This window comes from Vibrio hepatarius (assembly GCF_001274785.1).
Taxonomy (GTDB): Bacteria; Pseudomonadota; Gammaproteobacteria; order Enterobacterales; family Vibrionaceae; genus Vibrio; species Vibrio hepatarius.
The window spans coordinates 152,608-167,778 of sequence record NZ_LHPI01000003.1; the positions used below are offsets into that span (position 1 = coordinate 152,608).

Sequence of the window (15,171 nt, forward strand, 5' to 3'; positions counted from 1 at the left end):
GAAAATGCATCTATCTAGCGAAAAGGCAGCTCGATATCTTTGAACATTTCTTCGATTTCCGCATTCGACTTTAGCGATACGGCTTGTTCGACAACAGGTCTGGTTAAATGAGGCGCAAAACGCTCCATAAAGTCGTACATATAAGAGCGCAAGAATGTGCCACGTCGGAAACCGATACTGGTAGTGGTACGGCCGAAGATATGACTGGCGTCGAGCACAACCAAATCAGAGTCGAGTTCTTTATCAATCGCCATACTGGCAATCACACCCACTCCTAATCCCATACGTACGTACGTTTTAATCACATCGGCATCGGTTGCAGTAAACACCACGCGCGGCGTTAGGCCATGTTTATGGAATGCGTTGTCGAGTTCAGTTCCAGCTGAGAAACCAAAAATGTAGGTCACTAGCGGATAAGACGCTAAGTCCTGAACGCTCAACTTCTCTTTGGTCGCTAAAGGGTGATTTTTAGGCACGACAATCGAGCGGCTCCAGTGATAACAAGGCAGCATAATCGCGTCTTGGTATAGATGTAGTGCTTCGGTAGCAATCGCAAAGTTCGCAGTGCCTTTGGCGACAGATTCAGACATCTGCGCAGGCGTCCCTTGATGCATGTGTAACGTAACTTTTGGATAGCGGGCGGTGAAGCCTTTGATAACTTCAGGTAGCGCGTAACGGGCTTGGGTGTGAGTGGTTGAAATGTTCAACGTCCCCATGTCTGGGTGGGTATGTTCACCCGCGACCGATTTAATGCTCTCGACTCGCGCTAATATCTCTTGCGATATACGGATGATCTCTTCGCCAGCGGGAGTAACTTGTGTGAGGTGTTTGCCGCTACGCTCAAATATCTGAATACCTAACTCGTCTTCCAGTAAACGCACCTGCTTACTGATCCCGGGCTGAGAGGTATACAAGCTTTCAGCGGTGGCTGACACATTTAAGTTGTGGTTAACGACCTCAACAATATACTTCAATTGCTGTAACTTCATTCCTAACTCGCACTCCCTTAGCGACTCACCACGATCATGACATCATATTTTATAATATTTAGTTATAACGCCTCCAGTAGAAAATTGATAGTCCTGACTAGAATCACGTGATGAAGCCAGAAAGTTCCGAAAACAATGTGGGGAATTTGCAATCAATTCCTCATTCTCAATAAACTGGTTAGGTTTTTGATTTCGAAATTGCTAACTCGTGAGTAATAATACAAAAATCAGTGTAGAGCGTTGGCAGTATCGTGTATCCTAATTTGCTAGCCACCGGAAACGAAAAGATACGGAATTTATGTATATTGGTTTAATCATAGCTTTAGTCGTCATATTACTAGCTCTAATTCTTGGCTATAACATCATGTTGCAGTACAAGGTCAAAGTTGAAACTGCGAAGAAGCAAGAAAGCTCGCGCTATATCCAAATCATCGACGCGACCGAAGAGTTGATCGGTCATGCGAATCATATTCCGTACAGCAAAGAACTGATTCTGTGTCTAAACACTCGTATTCTTGATGCGCTACAAAGCATGTTGGACTTGGATCCGAAGAACAAACAGCTTGCTCAACGCGTCGAGAATGTAAAACAGCAGATTGCACAGGTAAAAGAAAACTACCCGGTTAACGAGGGCACAAACTTTAAAGTGCCGAGTAATGACAAACAAGCCATTATGATGCTGAAACTCGTTAAGCGCTTGCGTGACACCATCCGCAGTGAACACAATAAGGGCCGTTTCGAAACCCAAGCGTATGTGGCAGAAAATTCACGCTTAGAGACGATCCAAATCCGCATCAATATCGAAAACGTTATTAAAAGAGCCAAAGAAGCGACCGTTCGTGGCCAACCAGGAACTGCACTACAGCTTCTGCGTAAAGGTTTGGATGCACTTAGCACTAAGAATGATAACTACTCTGTTCAAGCGCGTGAAAAACTTCAGAACATGCATGACGAATTAGAACGTTCTCGCCAGAACAAACAAGCTCAAGAACTGCATATTCGTGAAGATAAAGAGCGTCAAGATGACATGAACGTTATCTTTGGTGAAAAGAAAAAATGGTAATATAATTGCCTCAATTTCATCTTTAAAGGTCGCTGATGCGGCCTTTTCTATTTCTACACCTAGATTTGTATTAGTGGCGCAATGATTGATCTAAAAACTTACGACTCACTGCTAGAACCGATAAACAGCTTTCTTCAATGCTCGACACCAAACGCTTGGATAGATGAAGCGAAGAAGCCAGAAAATCTAAAAACGGTCCTCATTGACCATTTGCTTTGTGAGTTGAAAGCTGGTCAATCAGCCATGTACTTAATCCGCAAATATGCCGTCGATAAAAGCAGCGCCCACAACCTGCTCGACTGGTTTAAACCATACGAAGATTTCGCGTATAGAAAGACGGGCAGCCTTGAAACACTGAAAGGGAAAAGCAATATCTCCAAAGCCATCATGGCGAAATCAAACTCGCCTTATAGCCAAGATTTGATCGATAAGATGGTGTTGCTGATTAAAGAAGAGCTGCACCATTTCTATCAAGTCTTAGAGATCATGGACAGCCGTGGTATCGCTTATGAGCCTGTACAAGCCAGCCGCTACGCAAAGGGGATGCTGTCAGAAATGGCGACGCACGAACCGCAGACACTGATCGACAAGTTGATTATCGGCGCATATATAGAAGCACGTTCGTGTGAGCGATTTGCCAAACTGGCCCCTCATATGGACGATGATATCGCGAAGTTCTACATATCGCTGCTACGCTCAGAAGCGCGTCACTATCAGGATTACCTGACTTTAGCGGAAGAAATTGCTGGTAAAGATATCTCACAACGCGTTCAATTTTTTGGTGAACTTGAAGCGTCACTGATTTCTTCACCAGATGAGGATTTCAAATTTCACAGTGGCGTCCCTCAAGCCACAGTCTAATAGTTCAAAAACGCAAAAGGCCCGCAACTTTAGCGGGCCTTTCTAATTAATCTACGGTACTAAAAACTACTTCAGTGTCGCATTAATCTCTGCCAAGACCGCGGCTGGGTCAGCAGCTTGAGTGATTGGCCGACCGATTACCAGATAATCTGAGCCCGCTTGAATCGCGTCAACCGGTGTCATAATACGTTTTTGGTCACCAACGGCTGCACCTGCCGGACGAATACCCGGAGTCACGAGTTTAAACTCTTGCCCTAGCTGGCTTTTAAGCATCGATGCTTCTTGTGCGGAACACACTACGCCGTCGAGGCCAGAATTCTTAGTTAGCGTCGCAAGACGAATCACTTGCTCTTGAGGCGCAACGTCTAAGCCGATGCCAGCCAAATCGCTTTGTTCCATGCTGGTTAATACCGTCACACCAATAAGCAGCGGGCGGTCTTTGCCATAAGGTTCTAGGATTTCGCGCGATGCTGTCATCATGCGTTCACCACCACTCGCGTGTACATTCACCATCCAAACGCCCATCTCAGCCGCTGCACGTACTGCTTTTGAGCAAGTGTTTGGAATATCGTGGAATTTAAGATCAAGAAATACTGAGAAACCGCGCTTGTGTAACTCTTTAACGAAATCAGGACCAAATAGTGTAAACATCTCTTTGCCAACTTTCAGGCGGCATGACGAAGGATCAATTCTATCTACAAACGCAAGCGCATCTGCTTGGTTGTCATAATCCAGTGCGACAATAACTTTTTGGTCGATCATTTCATCTCCTAATTATTTTGGTTTTTTGTTAAACAAAAGGCTAAAAAAATGCAGCGGACAGAAACTCTGTCAGCTGCATCAAAAACTATTCACCATCCAATCCTCGGATTGGTTTGATCGTCCCCCACCCCTTACACGAAGGACAGTGCCAATACATCGAGTGGGTGGAGAAACCACACTTTCTACAACGGTAATGCGGTTTGACTTTTAACTGTTCGCCAACCAGTTTCTGCAAGGTTGCCAAACTCGCTTTAGCTCGGCCCTCTTCGGCTTCAGCAAGATGGTAATCCATCAAACGATAGAAACCTTTCATAGTTGGATTCTTTACCAATTGGCGGGTTAATAATTCCTGTGCTGCGCCCGTACCCTCAAGCTGAGCAACCAATTGAGCAAGCATCAGCTCTGCGGATACGCCAGCTTTGGCAACAATGCACTGGCGTAGAAAATCAAGTAGCTCATCTTCCCGCCCTAAATGGTAGTAACAGTCAGCAAGAGTCGGCAGGACTTCACTCACCATTTCGCTGTCTTGCTCAAGTACCGTCTCCATGTACTTGATCGCGTTTTGGTAGTCTTCGTTTTCTAGATAGCTCTTACCTAAAGCGATACTTGCCCGAACACACTTAGGGTCTTCAGACAACGCTTTCTTAAAGTGTTGCAGCGCTTTAGCGTCGTTACCTTCGGCTTTTTCTTGCATCGCCAATTCACACCAAAAGTGGGCGATACTATTGCGCATACGTGTGCGTCCTAGCTTAACTAGAATAGTGGCGTAATGAATCGCTTTGGCCCATTCACGCGTTTGCTGGTAGATAAGAACTAACTGGGTCAGTGCGGCTTCTTTATGGTCTGGTTCATCGACCAACTGCTCGAAAATCTTTTCTGCTCGGTCAAGAAAACCCGACGCCATATAGTCTTTGGCTAACTGCTGCAGTGCGATATTTTTTTGGTCGATAGTGAGACCAGAACGAGAGATTAAATTCTGGTGGATGCGAATCGCACGATCTACTTCACCTCGCGAACGGAACAAGTTACCCAAAGCTAAGTGAGTATCGATCGTTTCGTTGTCAACTTGGAGAAGCTCGATAAAGTGATCAACCGCCTTATCAGACTGATCTGATAGCAGCAGGTTAAGTCCCGTCACGTATTGGCGAGAGATTTGATTCGATTGTTTCTGCTTGTCTTGCTGGGCGCTGCGATTACCCATGTACCAACCGTATGCGGCAGCGATTGGTAGTAACAAGAACAGTATTTCTAACATCGAGTGAACAGCCTACCTATAACCTATTTTAAGCTTTAGATTGCTCGGACTCGCTAATCGCGGGAGAAAGCTTTTTCACTTGTTTCTTAAGTTTGCGCACTTGGAGCTGTGATTTTAGATGCAAGCTGCCAAAAATAGTCCATGCAAGTACGAAACCGATGACAAATACACTGCCTAGAAGAGTAGAAAGGTGGAATTCACCTTGAGCAACCAAGTAATTAAAATTAACGATTTCTTGGTTTTGAGAACCTAAGGCCAGTGCAATTAAAAATAAAGCCAATACGATAACGATTTTTATAATTTTCATAATCCATCACCTGAGAAAAATTAGCTGTTACGATTATGCAGTAAAAGCACTGAACAAACCATGGTTATCTCGGTAAATCAACAAATAAAAAAACGGCATACCTACAGTATGCCGCTATTTCACATGTACTTTTTCGACATTTAGTCGATGTTTACGCGCTCACGTAACTCTTTACCTGGCTTGAAGTGAGGTACGTATTTACCTTCCAATTCTACCTTGTCACCTGTTTTCGGGTTACGCCCTACTCGAGGTTCACGGTAATGGAGAGAGAAACTACCGAAACCACGAATTTCGATTCTGTCTCCACTTTCTAATGTTGAAGCCATATGCTCTAAAATGTCTTTTACAGCATCTTCAATCTCTTTAGCTGAAAGGTGAGTTTGTTCAGCGCAGAGTCGTTCGATTAGCTCAGACTTAGTCATAGTTTCCCTCATAGAGTAATTTATCACTTATTATAGTAAGTAATACCAATTCCAACAAACACTTGCCTTCAATTTTAGACAAATTTTAACCAATTTGCCTAACAAGAAATACAACTTATATGAATACTTTGCACGGATTGGTATTACCACTGGTTTTCCAACAGAACATAAAAAAGGAGCCTTACGGCTCCTTTTTCTTAAAAGCGATTAAATTATTCGCCTTTAGCTGCTTTGAAAGCGTCAGCCATTGCGTTACCGAATGAAGCATCATCTGCTTTGTTCAGTGAAGCCATTGCTTCTTGCTCTTCAGCTTCATCTTTAGCTTTGATAGATAGGTTGATTACGCGGTTCTTACGGTCTACACCAGTGAACTTCGCTTCAACGCTGTCACCAACGCTTAGGATTAGAGAAGCATCTTCTACACGGTCGCGAGCAACTTCAGAAGCGCGGATGTAACCTTCTACGCCGTCTTCTAGCTCAACAGTTGCGCCTTTAGCGTCTACTGCAGTAACAGTACCGTTAACTAGAGTACCTTTCTTGTTGTCAGCTACGTAAGCATTGAATGGGTCGTTTTCCATTTGCTTAACGCCTAGAGAGATACGCTCACGCTCAGCGTCTACTGCAAGAACTACTGCAGAGATTTCGTCGCCTTTCTTGTATTCACGTACTGCTTCTTCACCTGGAACGTTCCAAGAGATGTCAGATAGGTGAACTAGACCGTCGATGCCGCCTTCTAGACCGATGAAGATACCAAAGTCAGTGATAGACTTGATCTTACCAGTAACTTTGTCGCCTTTAGCTTGCGCTTCAGCGAAAGATTGCCATGGGTTAGCTTTACACTGTTTCAGACCTAGAGAGATACGACGACGTTCTTCGTCGATTTCAAGAACCATAACCTCAACTTCGTCGCCAACATTAACAACTTTAGATGGGTGGATGTTCTTGTTAGTCCAATCCATTTCAGAAACGTGTACTAGACCTTCAACGCCTTCTTCGATTTCAACGAAACAGCCGTAGTCAGTTAGGTTAGTAACGCGACCAGATAGTTTGTGACCTTCTGGGTAACGCTTAGCGATTGCTACCCATGGATCTTCGCCTAGCTGCTTAAGACCTAGTGATACGCGAGTACGGTCACGGTCGAACTTAAGAACTTTAACTTGGATCTCGTCACCAACGTTAACGATCTCAGAAGGGTGCTTAACGCGCTTCCAAGCCATGTCAGTGATGTGTAGAAGGCCGTCAACGCCGCCTAGGTCAACGAACGCACCGTAGTCAGTAAGGTTCTTAACGATACCTTTAACTTCAGCACCTTCTTGTAGGCTTTCTAGTAGCTCATCACGCTCAACGCTGTTTTCAGATTCGATAACTGCACGGCGAGAAACAACTACGTTGTTACGCTTCTGGTCAAGTTTGATAACTTTGAACTCTAGCTCTTTGTTTTCTAGGTGAGCAGTGTCACGGATAGGACGTACGTCTACTAGAGAACCTGGAAGGAAAGCACGGATACCGTTTAGTTCAACAGTGAAACCGCCTTTAACTTTACCGTTGATAACACCAACAACAGTTTCAGCTTCTTCGTAAGCTTTCTCAAGAACGATCCAAGCTTCGTGACGCTTAGCTTTCTCACGTGAAAGTTGAGTTTCACCGAAACCATCTTCAACAGCGTCTAGAGCTACGTCTACTTCAGCGCCAACTTCAACTTCAAGTTCGCCAGCAGCGTTCTTGAACTGTTCAGCAGGGATAGCAGATTCAGACTTAAGACCAGCGTCAACAAGAACGAAACCGTTCTCGATAGCTACTACAGTACCTTTAACGATGCTGCCTTGTTGGAATTCTGTTTCGTTTAGAAACTCTTCAAAGAGTTGAGCAAAAGATTCAGTCATTTATTTAATCTTCAATAAATTAAACGTCCACGGGTATCCTACCGCGTGGGGTTATTAAATTCGCCAGTCATCATCCTTGCGACCAACGCTCTATCTAGGCGCCTAAGCGACTAGTTTAGATTCAATATATTGTAGTGCTTGTTCTACTACTTCGTCGATACTCATCGTAGTAGAATCAAGCAACAGCGCATCCTCAGCAGGGCGTAATGGTGCCACTGGGCGGTTACGATCTCGCTCGTCACGCTCTTGGATCTCGCGCAAAAGGTCGTCAAATTTAACATCTAAACCCTTGCCTTGCAACTGTTTCAGGCGGCGATTCGCTCGCTCTTCAGCGCTGGCATCAAGGAAGATTTTCGCTTCTGCTTGTGGAAAAACAACCGTACCCATATCACGACCATCAGCCACAAGGCCAACACCTTCCGCAAACGCACGTTGACGACGAAGCAAAGCTTCACGAACACGCGGCAGTGCTGCCACTTTAGAAGCCGCCATACCTGTTTCTTCTTTACGAAGCTCACCTGATACGTCTTCGCCTTCCAAGATCACCTTCACGAGGTCACCTTCAGCAATAAACTGTACATCTAAATGAGTTGCTAGAGGGACGAGAGCGTCTTCTGATTCCAAGTCGACACCGTGATGAATCGCTGCAAGAGCAAGGACACGGTAAATAGCACCTGAATCTAGTAAATGAAAACCTAGCTTTTTCGAAAGAAGCATACAAAGAGTGCCTTTACCCGCACCACTTGGGCCATCAACGGTCACGACTGGTGTATGAGACGACATGTTTTACTCCACCTTAGTTACTGCTCAGCAAACGTGCTGTTCTTGTTCGGCGAGAAATTATAGTGGTATTCGTCAGAGGGTGCTAGGAAGGATTTACCTCAAATAGAAAAAAGAGCGCTATGCGCCCTTTTTGATAATTCTACAACTTAATTCGGTCGCGATTGCGCTCTAATAACGCCTCCCCTATCCCCTTAACATTGACTAAAGCATCAACGTTTTCGAACTTACCGTGCTGGTTGCGATACTCTACGATTGCTTCTGCTTTTTTAGTCCCGATGCCGACCAGCAAATCAGCAAGTTCTTGCGCTGATGCTTGGTTTACGTTCACGGTTATCTCAATACCTTGGTATTTAGGGTCTTGTTCTCCACTCTCAGCCAAACCAAAAGGGCTTGCCGCCATCAACACCATTACTAGAAGCCATTTCTTCATCATCGTTGTTCACCTATAGGTCAATATACTTTTGTCAGAATAACGACCTATAGCGATGAGAAAACTAGTGTAATGACAAAGCAAAACGGACTGCAAATGCAGTCCGTTTTTATCGATATATCAGTTACATCAAAATGTGTTTACTGATTCACAACGTAATACTCGATATCAATCGTCTTACGCAGAATGCTAATGAGACCTGACAAGTCTTGCTGAGCGTTCATTTGAACAAGTTGACGTCCGATTTGCTCGCCAAACTGTGGCTCAAGGTTCTCGCTTACATTATTCAGCTCAACGATAACAATATTGCCTTCCAAGTCTTTAGTTTGCGCGTACTCGACGCTATCAGCTTGAGGTTTTGGCATTGAGAATACGGTCTCTGCTAGCGGGGAGCTGCGGTCAATCGACTCGCTTTCACCAAAGGCTAGATCGTGTTCTTTCAGCAAAGAGGTGTCACCTACTTTAAGACCAGTAAGTAGTTTGTCTGCAAGCTCAATCGCAGTTTGCTCACCTTTCACTTTAGACAGTGAAGCCACTACGTCTTCACGTACGTCTGCAAGTGGTAATAAGGTTTCATCACGGCTATCTTCAACACGGACAACAATCACGTGCTCAGGAGCCACTTCGATAACTTCTGAGTTCAGACCGTCTTCTTTCACTTCTGGGCTTAAAATCGCTTGAATAATCGCTGGCGAGTTTAATAGCTCAGGTGCGTCAACTTGAGAGATAAAATCTGTTGTTTGGATTTTCGCGTTAATCGCTTTCGCTGCATCATCCAACGAATCAGGGTACTCAAACGCCACTTTTTCTAGTTCAGTTTGCAGCTCGTAGAACTGGTCAACCGCTTGTTGGTCACGCAACTCTGACTTGATTGATGCCGCAACTTCTTCGTAAGGCTGAACAACAGGCTGCTTCACATCATCAAGCTTAATGATGTGGTAACCGAAGTCTGACTTAACCAGACCAGTTACATCGCCAACATTGACAAGCGCAAATGCTGCTTCTTCGAATGCAGGGTCCATAACATCACGTTCGATCCAACCTAATGAACCGCCTTCAGATGCACTGCCAAAGTCGTCAGACTTTTCTTCAGCTAACTTAGCGAAGTCCGCACCCGCGTTCAGTTCATCTAAAATGTCTTGCGCTTTCGCTTCGTCGTCACCTTCGATAAGGATGTGGCTAACGCGACGTTGTGCTTGAGACGAGTACTTGTCTAGATGCTCTTGGTAATATTGCTTCGCTTGTTCGTCAGAAACGTTTACCGTCTCCTTCAACTGCTGTGCAGATAACTCGATGTAAGCGACTTTTACTTGCTCAGGACGCGTGTAACGCTCAGCATGCTCTTTGTAGTAACCATTGATGTCTTCTTCAGACAGCTCAGCGTTCTTCGCAAAATCAGCCAGCGGCAGAACCACTGTCTTGATGTCACGAGTTTGCGTCAGCAGCTTAGATTGGGTTTCTACTTCACCTGGAAGCGAGAAATCACTTGCTTGGATAGCTGTTAGAAGTTGGTTACGAACCAAATCGCGACGTAGGTACTCAGCAAAGCTTTCAGGGTTGAAGCCTGCGCGACGCAGCGACGCTTGGTAAATTTCTTGGTCGAACTTGCCATCAACTTGGAATTGAGGCATTTCTAAAATCATTGTACGTACTTGGCTGTCACTAACACGTAAGCCCAAAGACTCTGCGTGCTGCTCAAGCAATACGTCGTTAATCATGCGATCCAGTACCGACTTACGGAATGTTTCTACGTAGCTTGGATCTGCTAATAGGTTTGAGAAATAGTCGCCTAGCTGCGCTTGCATGCGGTTGCGCTCATTTTGATACGCTTGCTCAAACTCACCACGGCCGATTTCAACATTGCCAACTTTTGCTGCTGTGTTACCTGTACCACCAACGATGTAGCTACCAACACCAGCAAATACGAATGATAGGATGATAAGTCCTAGGATAATTTTTACCGCGATGCTGTTAACGCCTTCGCGTAATCGATCCATCATACTTAAACTACTCTCCGCTCACATACCAAACCAGCCTGAGTGCACTGACCTGAAAATGCTTAATACTAAAACAAAAAATGAATAGCGCGATAATATCAGAAAAAGAAATGCGCATCAGTATGATGCGCATAATTTAAAAAGGTTCTAAAAAAATCGTTGAGTGCGTCGATTTAATTAGTTGCAAGCGTCTTTAAGAGCTTTACCCGCTTTGAAAGATGGTACTTTCGCTTCAGCGATTTGGATTTCTTCACCAGTCTTAGGGTTACGACCAGTACGTGCCGCACGAGTGCGAACGCTAAATGTACCAAAGCCAACTAGAGCAACTTGGTCGCCAGACTGTAGAGTGTCACCCACTGCTTCGATGAATGCGTCAAGAGCACGGCCAGCTGATGCTTTAGATAGTTCTGCGTTTTCTGCGATTTTTTCTACTAATTGTGTTTTATTCACTGTGATTCCCCTTTGTGCCGCCTGTTGTTGTTATTACGGCAGTTTATCGTTCCATTTCATTTCAAATTAGCGACAATCCCTTACACAACAAGGGCTGAAGCTATAGTCGCTAACGTTAGCCTCCAAAAAAAACGCTGACAAGCCTTTTTGGGCTTATCAGCGTAATCTTTTACTTATTTTTGCTGCACATCACTCTTTTGTAGTAGCAATTGAGACACCTGTAGGGTCTTGTTCAAGCGCAACTTTTAGTACTTCGTCGATCCATCGCACCGGAATCACCTTAAGATCAGCGATAACATTGTCCGGAATTTCTTCCAAATCACGCTCGTTATCTTTCGGGATTAGCACGGTTTTGATGCCGCCACGATGCGCTGCCAACAGTTTCTCTTTCAGACCACCAATCGGTAAAACTTCGCCGCGTAGGGTAATTTCACCTGTCATCGCGACCTCTGCTTTGACTGGGTTGCCCGTTAAGCTAGAAACCAATGCCGTACACATTGCGATACCAGCACTTGGGCCATCTTTTGGTGTTGCACCTTCTGGCACGTGAACGTGAATATCACGTTTTTCGTAGAAGTCTGCATTGATGCCAAGTTTTTCAGCACGTGAACGTACAACCGTCATCGCCGCTTGAATAGACTCTTGCATCACATCACCCAGTGAGCCAGTTTGAGTTAGCTTACCTTTACCCGGCATTGACTGTGTCTCGATAGTCAGCAAGTCACCGCCAACTTCAGTCCAAGCTAGACCTGTCACTTGACCGATACGGTTGCTTTCATCCGCTTTACCGTAGTCAAAACGCTGAACACCCAAGTACTCTTTCAGGTTATCCATGGTCACTTTGACCGTCTTCAAGTTCTTGTCTAATAGGATGTTTTTCACAGCTTTACGGCAAACTTTCGAGATCTCACGCTCTAGGTTACGTACACCTGCTTCTCGCGTGTAGTAACGAATAATGCCGATAATCGCAGAGTCATCGATCTCAATTTCGCCGTCTTTCAAACCATTACGTTTGATCTGCTTGTCCACCAAGTGGCGCTTAGCGATGTTGAGTTTTTCATCTTCGGTGTAACCAGACAGACGAATCACTTCCATACGGTCAAGCAGCGGACCAGGGATGTTCATTGAGTTTGACGTTGCAACAAACATCACATCAGACAGGTCGTAATCGACCTCTAAGTAATGGTCGTTGAACGAGCTGTTCTGTTCTGGGTCAAGCACTTCAAGTAGCGCTGAAGACGGATCACCGCGCATATCAGATGACATCTTGTCGATTTCATCCAATAAAAACAGTGGGTTCTTCACGCCAACTTTAGACATTTTTTGAATCAACTTACCTGGCATCGAACCGATGTAGGTACGGCGGTGACCACGGATTTCCGCTTCGTCACGTACGCCACCCAGTGCCATACGAGTGTATTTACGCCCCGTTGCTGCCGCAATTGAGCGACCTAGCGAGGTTTTACCTACGCCCGGAGGACCAACTAGGCAAAGGATTGGACCTTTCAGCTTGTTGATGCGGTTTTGAACCGCTAAGTACTCAAGAATACGTTCTTTCACACGTTCTAGACCGTAGTGGTCTTCGTTTAGAATCTCTTCGGCTTTGGCGAGATCTTTCTTCACTTTAGAACGCTTGTTCCAAGGCACACCAACCATCCAATCGATGTAGCCACGAACTACCGTCGCTTCTGCCGACATTGGTGACATCATTTTCAGCTTTTGCAGTTCTTGTTCGGTTTTCTCGCGTGCTTCTTTCGGCATCTTAGAGTCGATGATTTTCTGCTTCAGAGTTTCAAACTCATCGACACCGTCTTCAGTTTCACCAAGCTCTTTCTGAATCGCTTTCATTTGCTCATTCAGGTAGTACTCACGCTGAGATTTTTCCATCTGCTTTTTAACGCGAGTACGAATACGCTTCTCAACTTGCAGCAAGTCGATTTCCGACTCCATCTGGCCCATCAAGAATTCAAGACGCTCGGTCACATCTAAAGACTCAAGAACCGTTTGCTTATCGGCTAGCTTAAGTGGCATATGTGCCGCGATAGTGTCAGCAAGACGCGCCGCTTCTTCGATTCCGTTCAATGACGTCAGCACTTCAGGCGGAATCTTTTTGTTTAGCTTAATGAAGCCTTCGAACTGGTTAATCGCACTGCGCACGATCACTTCTTCTTCGCGTTCATCAAGCTGTTCGGTAATCAGGTACTCAGCATCCGCAACGAAGAACTCATCGTCAGTCAGCTGATTAATTTTTGCACGCTGTTGACCTTCGACCAATACTTTCACCGTACCATCCGGTAGCTTAAGTAACTGCAGAATTGTCGCTACTGTACCGACTTCAAAAAGATCGTCTTTCGATGGTTCGTCAGTTTCGGCTTCTTTTTGGGCAACAAGTAGTACTTGCTTGTTGTGATCCATCGCTGCTTCAAGGCAAGCGATTGATTTTTCACGTCCAACAAACAATGGAATTACCATGTGCGGGTAAACGACTACATCTCTCAGAGGTAGTACGGGGATCTCGATACGTTCGGAACGTTCCAAGTTCATATTCATCTCTCTTCCGCTTAGTCTTATGAGCAGTATATGGGGGCTAATTGCTTGGATTCAATGAAAGAATAAAAAAAAGGAGGTAATTGATTACCTCCTTTATTGATTTAACAGTTTATGTGAATCTGGTTAAGATTCTGCGCCTGCTGCTTGATTATCTGCGTTGCTGTAAATCAGCAATGGTTCAGACTCACCATTAATAACTGACTCATCAATCACGACTTTACTGACGTCGTCCATTGAAGGCAGTTCATACATAGTTTCAAGTAGCACACTCTCAAGAATTGAACGTAGACCACGAGCACCTGTTTTACGTTCCATCGCTTTCTTAGCGATAGCGCGTAGTGCATCTTCACGGAACTCTAGCTCTGAGTTTTCTAACTCAAATAGCGCTGCATACTGCTTGGTCAACGCGTTTTTAGGTTCACACAAGATTTGGATCAGTGCTTCTTCATCCAACTCTGTCAACGTAGTAGTTACTGGTAGACGACCGATGAACTCAGGGATCAAGCCATATTTAACCAAATCTTCTGGCTCTACCTGCATGAACAATTCACCAACGGTCTTACTTTCGTCTTTAGAGCGCACTTCTGCACCAAAGCCAATACCGGTACCCGTCGCCACACGCTGTTCAATCACTTTATCTAGGCCAGCAAACGCACCACCACAAATAAACAGGATCTTAGATGTGTCTACTTGTAGGAACTCTTGCTGAGGATGCTTACGACCACCTTGTGGCGGAACCGAAGCAACCGTACCTTCGATAAGTTTTAGTAGCGCTTGCTGTACACCTTCACCCGACACGTCTCGTGTGATTGAAGGGTTTTCAGCCTTACGTGAAATCTTGTCGATTTCATCAATGTACACAATACCACGTTCTGCTTTCGCTACGTCGTAGTCACATTTCTGCAGAAGTTTTTGGATGATGTTTTCTACATCTTCACCCACGTAACCTGCTTCGGTCAGCGTGGTCGCATCTGCCATCGTGAATGGTACATCTAGGAAACGAGCCAGTGTTTCAGCCAATAGCGTTTTACCACTACCTGTAGGACCGATGAGAAGGATGTTACTTTTACCAAGTTCAACACCTTCGCTCGTCGTATCTCCATTACGTAAACGCTTGTAGTGGTTATAAACGGCTACTGCTAGCACTTTCTTAGCGTAATCTTGACCAATCACATAGTCATCTAGATGCTCTCGAATCGCTTTTGGCGTCGGTAGTGCCTCAGATTGTTTCTTAGGCAGAACATCTTTAATTTCTTCACGAATAATGTCGTTACACAGGTCGACACATTCGTCACAAATATAGACGGATGGACCGGCGATCAGCTTGCGAACTTCGTGCTGGCTTTTGCCGCAGAAAGAGCAGTAAAGAAGCTTACTACTACCGCTCTCTTTGCTTTTGTCTGTCATTCGCTAACCTCT

At 45.0% G+C, this 15,171-nt stretch carries 14 protein-coding genes; 2 read left to right on the forward strand and 12 right to left on the reverse strand.

What is annotated here, in order from left to right:
- Nucleotides 1-14 precede the first annotated feature (14 nt).
- Nucleotides 15-989 carry an HTH-type transcriptional regulator CysB gene (cysB, locus tag AKJ31_RS06015; RefSeq protein WP_053408199.1) on the reverse strand — a complete coding sequence of 325 codons (975 nt, stop codon included), beginning with the start codon at nucleotides 987-989 and terminating at the stop codon, nucleotides 15-17.
- 298 nt (nucleotides 990-1,287) lie between these two features.
- On the opposite strand from cysB, the gene AKJ31_RS06020 reads away from it, so the two are divergent.
- Together AKJ31_RS06020 and miaE are read left to right on the forward strand one after the other, a co-directional pair.
- Nucleotides 1,288-2,052 carry a hypothetical protein gene (locus AKJ31_RS06020; RefSeq protein ID WP_053408200.1) on the forward strand — a complete coding sequence of 255 codons (765 nt, stop codon included), beginning with the start codon at nucleotides 1,288-1,290 and terminating at the stop codon, nucleotides 2,050-2,052.
- Nucleotides 2,053-2,133: 81 nt separating this feature from the next.
- Nucleotides 2,134-2,913, forward strand: a complete 780-nt coding sequence (gene miaE, locus AKJ31_RS06025; RefSeq protein ID WP_053408201.1) for a tRNA isopentenyl-2-thiomethyl-A-37 hydroxylase MiaE — start codon at nucleotides 2,134-2,136, stop codon at nucleotides 2,911-2,913.
- Nucleotides 2,914-2,979: 66 nt separating this feature from the next.
- Here miaE and pyrF read toward each other — a convergent pair whose 3' ends face one another.
- The 11 genes from pyrF to clpX all read right to left on the reverse strand — a co-directional run bounded on the left by pyrF (nucleotide 2,980) and on the right by clpX (nucleotide 15,159).
- Complete coding sequence (gene pyrF / locus AKJ31_RS06030; RefSeq protein ID WP_053408202.1) at nucleotides 2,980-3,675, reverse strand: orotidine-5'-phosphate decarboxylase; 696 nt, start codon at nucleotides 3,673-3,675, stop codon at nucleotides 2,980-2,982.
- 85 nt (nucleotides 3,676-3,760) lie between these two features.
- Entirely contained in the window at nucleotides 3,761-4,930 is a 1,170-nt protein-coding gene (lapB, locus tag AKJ31_RS06035; RefSeq protein ID WP_053408203.1) for a lipopolysaccharide assembly protein LapB, read from the reverse strand.
- A gap of 28 nt (nucleotides 4,931-4,958) precedes the next feature.
- A complete protein-coding gene (locus tag AKJ31_RS06040; protein WP_053408204.1) occupies nucleotides 4,959-5,237 on the reverse strand; it encodes a LapA family protein in 279 nt (92 codons plus the stop codon).
- 140 nt (nucleotides 5,238-5,377) lie between these two features.
- Nucleotides 5,378-5,659 carry an integration host factor subunit beta gene (ihfB, locus tag AKJ31_RS06045; protein ID WP_053408205.1) on the reverse strand — a complete coding sequence of 94 codons (282 nt, stop codon included), beginning with the start codon at nucleotides 5,657-5,659 and terminating at the stop codon, nucleotides 5,378-5,380.
- A 212-nt stretch (nucleotides 5,660-5,871) separates the two neighbouring features.
- The gene (gene rpsA / locus AKJ31_RS06050) at nucleotides 5,872-7,542 is read right to left on the reverse strand and encodes a 30S ribosomal protein S1 (protein WP_053408206.1); all 1,671 of its coding nucleotides are present in this window, start codon (nucleotides 7,540-7,542) and stop codon (nucleotides 5,872-5,874) included.
- A 102-nt stretch (nucleotides 7,543-7,644) separates the two neighbouring features.
- Nucleotides 7,645-8,325: a (d)CMP kinase gene (gene cmk / locus AKJ31_RS06055; RefSeq protein ID WP_053408207.1), complete on the reverse strand. Its 681-nt coding sequence runs from the start codon at nucleotides 8,323-8,325 to the stop codon at nucleotides 7,645-7,647.
- Between the two features lie 139 nt (nucleotides 8,326-8,464).
- Entirely contained in the window at nucleotides 8,465-8,758 is a 294-nt protein-coding gene (locus AKJ31_RS06060) for a ComEA family DNA-binding protein (protein ID WP_053408208.1), read from the reverse strand.
- 137 nt (nucleotides 8,759-8,895) lie between these two features.
- Nucleotides 8,896-10,755 (reverse strand): peptidylprolyl isomerase, encoded by a 1,860-nt coding sequence (ppiD, locus tag AKJ31_RS06065; RefSeq protein ID WP_053408209.1) that lies wholly within the window; start codon nucleotides 10,753-10,755, stop codon nucleotides 8,896-8,898.
- 174 nt (nucleotides 10,756-10,929) lie between these two features.
- Entirely contained in the window at nucleotides 10,930-11,202 is a 273-nt protein-coding gene (locus AKJ31_RS06070) for an HU family DNA-binding protein (RefSeq protein WP_053408210.1), read from the reverse strand.
- A gap of 189 nt (nucleotides 11,203-11,391) precedes the next feature.
- On the reverse strand, nucleotides 11,392-13,746 hold the full coding sequence (lon, locus tag AKJ31_RS06075; protein WP_053408211.1) for an endopeptidase La: 2,355 nt from the start codon (nucleotides 13,744-13,746) through the stop codon (nucleotides 11,392-11,394).
- Nucleotides 13,747-13,875: 129 nt separating this feature from the next.
- Nucleotides 13,876-15,159, reverse strand: a complete 1,284-nt coding sequence (gene clpX, locus AKJ31_RS06080; protein ID WP_053408212.1) for an ATP-dependent protease ATP-binding subunit ClpX — start codon at nucleotides 15,157-15,159, stop codon at nucleotides 13,876-13,878.
- Between the last annotated feature and the right edge of the window lie 12 nt (nucleotides 15,160-15,171).